The following is a 6544-nucleotide window of genomic DNA, read 5'->3' on the forward strand; positions in this document are numbered from 1 at the left end:
AGGCCTCCACGACCCTCCTCCTCCCCTATCCACAGATGTTGGGGGGGGGCCGTATGTCCATTGACTTCCGGCCCGCCGTCTTTCTGTTCGAGGCGCGTTTCGGCAGCCGTCTGCCCGATCTGGAGTTCAGTGAAGTGGACTATTCGGTGCTGTACGCTGTACCGCATGCGGGAGAGGTGAGCGCCATGCGGGCGGCGCGGGACAGCTCGGAGCTCCTGCGGATCCTTCCGACCGCCCTCCGACGACCTCCGACGCAAGGACGACCATGCCCCTCACCCTGACCGTCTCCGACGAGGTGCGCGCCCTCGTCCCCGGCTTCACGCACCTCGCGGTCGAGGCCCACGGGCTGGTCAACGGCCCCAGCGACGACACCAGTTCGGCCCTCCTCGACGACGCGGCGCGCCGCCTCGCCGAGCGGCTCGCGGGCCGGGCCCCGGACAAGGACCCGCACATCGCGGCCTGGCGCGCCGCGTATACCGCGTTCGGCGCCAAGCCCTCCCGTACCCGCAACTCCGCCGAGGCGCTTGCCAAGCGCGCGCTCGCCGACGGCGGACTGCCCCGGATCAACCGGCTCGTCGACGCCTACAACGCCATCAGCGTCGCGCACCTGATCCCGGCCGGCGGCGAGGACCTCGACCGCATCCAGGGCTCCATGCGCCTCATCCGGGCCGGCGGCGACGAGCCGTTCGTGACCGTGGCGGGCGGCGAGGAGACCGTGGAGCACCCGGAGCCGGGCGAGATCGTCTGGTGCGACGACGCCGGCGTCACCTGCCGCCGCTGGAACTGGCGCCAGGGGCCGCGCACCCGGATCGACGACGACACCGTGAACGCGATCTTCCTGCTGGAGTCGCTCGCGCCCATGACGCGCGAGGAACTGCTCGCCGCCGGCGCGGAGCTGGCCGAGTCGCTGGAGAAGCTGAGCCCCGGGGCACGGATCGCCGTCCGCGACCCGGAGTAGGGGCCGCGGGGCTCGCGCCGGTGGTACGGCGACGCCGTCAGCCGGCGTCCTTCACCTCGGCCGGGGTCGGCGCCGTGCCACCGAGGTGCGCGGGCACCCACCAGGTGTCGCTCGCGTCCTTGGGGCGCACGGGGTAGGCGCGCTGCGCGGCCTCGAGGAGCTCCTGGCAGCGCTCGCGAAGGCGTCGGGTGATCGCGCCCGCGTACTGGTCCGCCGGAGCCTCCAGCGGCTCGCCCACCCGGATCGTCACCGGGATGTGGCTGCGCCGGAAGTTCCGCGGCCGGCCCTTGGTCCAGATGCGCTGCGTGCCCCAGAGCGCCATCGGGATCAGCGGCACCCCGGCCTCCTGCGCGAGCCGCGCCGCGCCCGACTTGAAGCTCTTCAGCGTGAAGGACTGCGAGATGGTCGCCTCGGGGAAGACGCCGATGATCTCCCCGGCCTTCAGCGACTCCAGGGCGTGCTTGTAGGCGTGCTCGCCCTGCGAGCGGTCCACCGGGATGTGCTTCATGCCGCGCATCAGCGGGCCCGACATCTTGTGCCGGAACACCGAGTCCTTGGCCATGAAGCGGACCAGCCGCTTCTGCGGCAGGGCGGCCAGGCCCGTGAAGATGAAGTCCAGATAGCTGATGTGGTTGCTGACGAGCACCGCGCCGCCGGTACGCGGGATGTGCTCCGAACCCTGCGTGTCGATCTTGAGGTCCAGTGCCTTGAACAGGGTCAGGGCGGCACCGACGACCGGCCGATACACGAGTTCTGCCATCTGAGAGGAACCCCTTCTTCTGTGCCTGGGGAGGGTTCTCCCGGCGGAAGTTACGCAGCCGTAGGTTTTCGGCTTTGGGCAGATCGTGCCCCATGTGGGCCTTGCTGACCAGTCCTGACGGCTTCGTACGGGGAGATAATCGTCACCACTGGTGGCCGTGACGGGAATCGTTCGGCGGTCGCGGGCGCTGCACGGGGGAGTGGTGGAGATCGGGGAGCGAGAGGGAGACGGAGACATGGCGGGACGGTCCGGCGCGTCGGGCGAGGACGGCCTCGGTACGGAGTCGGGGGTCGAGCTCGGGGAGCGGGCCACCCTCGTCCAGTTCTCCACGGCGTTCTGCCAGCCGTGCCGCGCCACGCGGCGGACGCTGGCCGAGGTCGCCGGAATGGTCGAGGGCGTGGGCCACGTCGAGATCGACGCCGAGGAGCGCCTCGACCTCGTACGGAAGTACGACATCGTCCGCACCCCCACCGTGCTCGTTCTCGACCGCGCCGGCCGCGTCGTCGTACGGGCCTCGGGTCAGCCCCGGCGCGCCGACGTCATCGCGGCCCTGGGGCGGGCGGTCTGACGCGGTGACACATCTCCCACATCCCGGTCCCCGCTTGACTGCACCGGCCATCGATCGTCAGGCTGACGACGTGCCTTTCGAACTCCTTCTCCATGGGCGGGTCCACGTCGACCTGGCCCGTCACGCGAGCGCGCGCTGTCCGGGTGTCTGAGAACCCCCGGTCCCCCCGCACGTCGCCCTCGCAGAAGGACAACTCCATGACGGTCACGCCCGACACGACGGTCACGCCCGACCTCCGCACGATCGGCGTCCCGCGCCAAGCCGCCGCGGCCGCCCGTGAAGCCACTCCGGACCGTGAAGTCTCCACGGCCCGTACCGCCTCCCCCGACCTCCTCCGCTCCGTCTTCCGGCGGCACGCGGCCGGGGTCGCGGTCATCACCGCCCACGGGGACCGCCCCGTCGGCTTCACCGCCACATCCCTCACCTCCGTGGCCGCCGACCCGCCCCTGCTCTCCTTCGGTGTGGGTACCTCCAGCTCCAGCTGGCCCGGGGTCTCCGAGGTCGAGTACATAGGCGTCCACGTCCTCGGCGAGCACCAACAGGAGCTGGCCGGCACCTTCGCCCGCAGCGGCGCCGACCGGTTCGGCGCCCCGACCCGGTGGAGCGCGGGCCCCGAGGGCGTCCCGATCCTGGACGACGTCCTCGCCTGGCTGGTGTGCCGGGTGGTGGCCCGCGTCCCGGCCGGGGACCATCGGATCGTGATCGCCGAGGCCGTCGCCGGAGACCCGGCGGGAGAGGGGCGTCCGCTCCTCTACCACCAGGGGCGCTTCAACGCTCTGCGTGACTGAGGGTTCCCTAACCTCGGCGTTGGCAAGGTCACACGCCTGAGCGCTTGCTCACCGGTAACGGAACGGGTGTACTGGCGAGTAATATCCCGGTGGGGGCGGTCGGCCGCCCCGACCGGAAACCCGCCCTTCAGGCGCCTATGCTGCGAGCAACAAGGCAGCCAAGTTATGACGATGCAGTAGGAGAGCCGGCGTGAGCTTGAGGATCGTTGTCTGTGTGAAGTACGTGCCCGACGCCACCGGCGACCGGCACTTCGCCGATGACCTGACCGTCGACCGCGAAGACGTCGACGGCCTGCTGTCGGAGCTCGACGAGTACGCGGTCGAGCAGGCACTGCAGATCGCCGAAGAGGCCGACGACGCCGAGGTCACCGTGCTCACGGTCGGCCCCGAGGACGCCAAGGACGCGCTGCGCAAGGCGCTGTCCATGGGCGCCGACAAGGCGGTCCACGTCGAGGACGACGACCTGCACGGCTCCGACGTCATGGGTACCTCGCTCGTGCTTGCCAAGGCGATCGAGAAGACCGGCTACGACCTCGTCATCGCCGGTATGGCCTCCACCGACGGCACTATGGGCGTCCTCCCGGCGATCCTGGCCGAGCGCCTCGGCGTCCCGCAGGTCACGCTGCTCTCCGAGGTCTCCGTCGAGGACGGTGTCGTCAAGGGCCGCCGTGACGGCGACACCGCCTCCGAGCAGCTGGAGGCGTCCCTCCCGGCCGTCGTGTCGGTGACGGACCAGTCGGGCGAGGCGCGCTACCCGTCCTTCAAGGGCATCATGGCCGCCAAGAAGAAGCCGGTGGAGTCCCTGGAGCTCGACGACCTCGACATCGACGCCGAGGAGGTCGGCCTGGCGGGTTCCTGGACCGCGGTCGATTCCGCCGCCGAGCGTCCGGCCCGCACCGCCGGCACGATCGTCAAGGACGAGGGCGAGGGCGGCAAGTCGCTGGCCGAGTACCTCGCGAGCCAGAAGTTCATCTAGGGCTCGCGCGAGCCACCTGACCCGCCCCTTTTCGTTCGCAGGAGATTGAATCCCCATGGCTGAGATTCTCGTCTACGTCGACCACGTCGACGGCGCCGTCCGCAAGCCCACCCTGGAGCTGCTGACGCTGGCCCGCCGCCTCGGCGAGCCCGTCGCCGTCGCCCTCGGTGCCGGCGCGGAGGCCACCGCCCCGGCCCTCGCCGAGCACGGCGCCGTGAAGGTCCTCACCGCCGACGCCCCCGAGTTCGCCGAGTACCTCGTCGTCCCGAAGGTCGACGCGCTGCAGGCCGCGTACGAGGCCGTGTCCCCGGCCGCCGTCCTCGTCCCGTCCTCCGCCGAGGCCAAGGAGATCGCGGCCCGCCTCGCGGTCCGCATCGGCTCCGGCATCATCACCGACGCCGTGGACCTGGAGGCCGGTGACGAGGGCCCGGTCGCGACGCAGTCCGCGTTCGCCGCCTCCTTCACCACCAAGTCCCGTGTCTCCAAGGGCACCCCGGTCATCACGGTCAAGCCGAACTCGGCCCCCGTCGAGGCCGCCCCGGCCGCCGGCGCCGTCGAGGCGCTCGCCGTCACCTTCTCCGCCCAGGCCACCGGCACCAAGGTCACCTCGCGCACCCCGCGCGAGTCGACCGGTCGCCCGGAGCTGACCGAGGCCGCCATCGTGGTCTCCGGCGGCCGCGGCGTGAACGGCGCCGAGAACTTCGGGATCATCGAGGCGCTCGCCGACTCGCTCGGTGCCGCCGTCGGCGCCTCGCGCGCCGCCGTCGACGCCGGCTGGTACCCGCACTCCAACCAGGTCGGCCAGACCGGCAAGTCGGTCTCGCCGCAGCTGTACATCGCCTCCGGCATCTCCGGTGCGATCCAGCACCGCGCGGGTATGCAGACCTCGAAGACCATCGTGGCCATCAACAAGGACGCCGAGGCCCCGATCTTCGACCTGGTCGACTACGGCGTGGTCGGCGACCTCTTCGACGTCGTGCCGCAGCTGACCCAGGAGATCCAGGCCCGTAAGGGCTGACCTGGGGTTCTGTTCGGTCCGGGGGCCGCGTGGTGATGATCACCGCGCGGCCCCCGGCCGTTTGGGACACCCATTGACGCAGGTCCTGACGGGCTACTAACTTCGCTATACGGATTGTTGATTCCGTGAAGCGGAAAACAGGAGGATGTGGGATGGGTCAGCAGGAGAAGGTGTCGACGAGCCTCGCCGGCGCAGTAAGCGAGGGCATCAGCGCCTCCCTCGCAGCGGTGGACGCCGAGCTCGACCGGCGTTACCCGGGCGACCCGGGCACCCGCCAGCCCGTCCACACCGTCTACGTCCCCGGCAACGTCTTCGACGCCGGAACCATCCGCTCCTGGGGCGACCAGGCCCTCGACGCCCTCGACGAGCACGCCCCCGACGCCGCCTCCTTCGCCGCCGTCCTCGGCCTCTCCGACGCCCTCGCCGAGGACGTCTACGGCCGCGTACGGGCCAAGCTGGAGCGCGAGCCCATCGAGGACCTCCGGGTCGACTTCGAGGACGGCTACGCGGGGGACGACGAGGACCAGGACGCCGCCCGCGCCGCCCGGCTGATCTCGGAGGCGTACGCGAACGGCACCGCCGCCCCGTGCATGGGCATCCGGATGAAGTGCATGGAGGCCGCCGTACGCGACCGCGGCATCCGCACCACCGACGTCTTCCTCACCGGACTCCTGGAGCACGGCGGCCTGCCCGACGGCCTCGTCCTGACCCTCCCCAAGGTCACGTACCCCGAGCAGGTCTCGGCCTTCGTCCGGCTCCTGGAGGCCTTCGAGAAGTCCCACGGCCTGGACGCCGGCCGCCTGGGCTTCGAGATCCAGATCGAGACCAGCCAGTCCATCCTCGCCACCGACGGCACCGCCGCCGTCGCCCGCATGATCGGCGCCGCCGAGGGCCGCGCGACCGGACTGCACTACGGCACCTTCGACTACAGCGCCTGCCTGGGAGTCTCCGCCGCCTACCAGGCCAGCGACCACCCGGCCGCCGACCACGCCAAGGCGATCATGCAGGTCGCCGCCGCAGGCACGGGCGTACGGGTCTCCGACGGCTCCACCAACGTCCTCCCGGTCGGCTCCACCGAGCATGTGCACGAGGCCTGGCGCCTGCACTACGGCCTCACCCGCCGCGCCCTCGCCCGCGCCTATTACCAGGGCTGGGACATGCACCCGGGCCACATCCCGACCCGGTACGCCGCCGTCTTCGCCTTCTACCGCGAGGGCTTCGAGGCCGCGGCCAAGCGCCTCTCCGCGTACGCCAACCACGCCGGCGGCGACGTCATGGACGAGCCCGCCACGGCGAAGGCGCTCGGCTCCTACCTCCTGCGCGGCATCGACTGCGGCGCCCTCGACACCGCCGAGGTCGACGCCCTCACCGGCCTGACCCGCGCCGACCTGGACCGCTTCGCGGCCCCGCGCCGCGGCGACCTGACGGCGACGGCGCAGTAGCGGGAGCGCCGTCCCCGACGCGCCACTCCAAGGG

Annotated in this window: 7 protein-coding genes; 6 read left to right on the forward strand and 1 reads right to left on the reverse strand. The window is 71.4% G+C overall.

Annotated elements, in window-relative coordinates; all coding sequences use genetic code 11:
- The first annotated feature begins 265 nt into the window (after nucleotides 1–265).
- Nucleotides 266–958, forward strand: coding sequence for a B3/4 domain-containing protein (locus ACFWRO_RS21865; protein ID WP_384512686.1), 693 nt, complete (start codon nucleotides 266–268; stop codon nucleotides 956–958).
- A 37-nt stretch (nucleotides 959–995) separates the two neighbouring features.
- Here the strand turns inward: ACFWRO_RS21865 and ACFWRO_RS21870 are convergent, their stop codons facing one another.
- Complete coding sequence (locus tag ACFWRO_RS21870; RefSeq protein ID WP_384512688.1) at nucleotides 996–1718, reverse strand: lysophospholipid acyltransferase family protein; 723 nt, start codon at nucleotides 1716–1718, stop codon at nucleotides 996–998.
- A gap of 235 nt (nucleotides 1719–1953) precedes the next feature.
- Between ACFWRO_RS21870 and ACFWRO_RS21875 the strand changes: the two genes are divergently transcribed.
- The 5 genes from ACFWRO_RS21875 to ACFWRO_RS21895 all read left to right on the forward strand — a co-directional run bounded on the left by ACFWRO_RS21875 (nucleotide 1954) and on the right by ACFWRO_RS21895 (nucleotide 6510).
- The gene (locus ACFWRO_RS21875; protein WP_384512690.1) at nucleotides 1954–2286 is read left to right on the forward strand and encodes a TlpA family protein disulfide reductase; all 333 of its coding nucleotides are present in this window, start codon (nucleotides 1954–1956) and stop codon (nucleotides 2284–2286) included.
- A gap of 197 nt (nucleotides 2287–2483) precedes the next feature.
- A complete protein-coding gene (locus tag ACFWRO_RS21880) occupies nucleotides 2484–3074 on the forward strand; it encodes a flavin reductase family protein (protein WP_384512692.1) in 591 nt (196 codons plus the stop codon).
- A 190-nt stretch (nucleotides 3075–3264) separates the two neighbouring features.
- Nucleotides 3265–4050, forward strand: coding sequence for an electron transfer flavoprotein subunit beta/FixA family protein (locus tag ACFWRO_RS21885; RefSeq protein WP_384512694.1), 786 nt, complete (start codon nucleotides 3265–3267; stop codon nucleotides 4048–4050).
- Nucleotides 4051–4105: 55 nt separating this feature from the next.
- Complete coding sequence (locus tag ACFWRO_RS21890; RefSeq protein ID WP_384512696.1) at nucleotides 4106–5068, forward strand: electron transfer flavoprotein subunit alpha/FixB family protein; 963 nt, start codon at nucleotides 4106–4108, stop codon at nucleotides 5066–5068.
- A 152-nt stretch (nucleotides 5069–5220) separates the two neighbouring features.
- A complete protein-coding gene (locus ACFWRO_RS21895; protein ID WP_384512698.1) occupies nucleotides 5221–6510 on the forward strand; it encodes a DUF6986 family protein in 1290 nt (429 codons plus the stop codon).
- The last annotated feature ends 34 nt before the right edge of the window (nucleotides 6511–6544 follow it).

The organism is Streptomyces sp. NPDC058579, assembly GCF_042718575.1.
In the GTDB taxonomy this organism is placed as follows: Bacteria; Actinomycetota; Actinomycetes; order Streptomycetales; family Streptomycetaceae; genus Streptomyces.

Coding starts and splice junctions, on each gene's coding strand:
- ACFWRO_RS21880 (WP_384512692.1), top strand. CDS start 2,484: ATGACGGTCACGCCCGACACGACGGTCACGCCCGACCTCCGCACGATC.
- ACFWRO_RS21890 (WP_384512696.1), top strand. CDS start 4,106: ATGGCTGAGATTCTCGTCTACGTCGACCACGTCGACGGCGCCGTCCGC.
- ACFWRO_RS21865 (WP_384512686.1), top strand. CDS start 266: ATGCCCCTCACCCTGACCGTCTCCGACGAGGTGCGCGCCCTCGTCCCC.
- ACFWRO_RS21870 (WP_384512688.1), bottom strand. CDS start 1,718: ATGGCAGAACTCGTGTATCGGCCGGTCGTCGGTGCCGCCCTGACCCTG.
- ACFWRO_RS21875 (WP_384512690.1), top strand. CDS start 1,954: ATGGCGGGACGGTCCGGCGCGTCGGGCGAGGACGGCCTCGGTACGGAG.
- ACFWRO_RS21895 (WP_384512698.1), top strand. CDS start 5,221: ATGGGTCAGCAGGAGAAGGTGTCGACGAGCCTCGCCGGCGCAGTAAGC.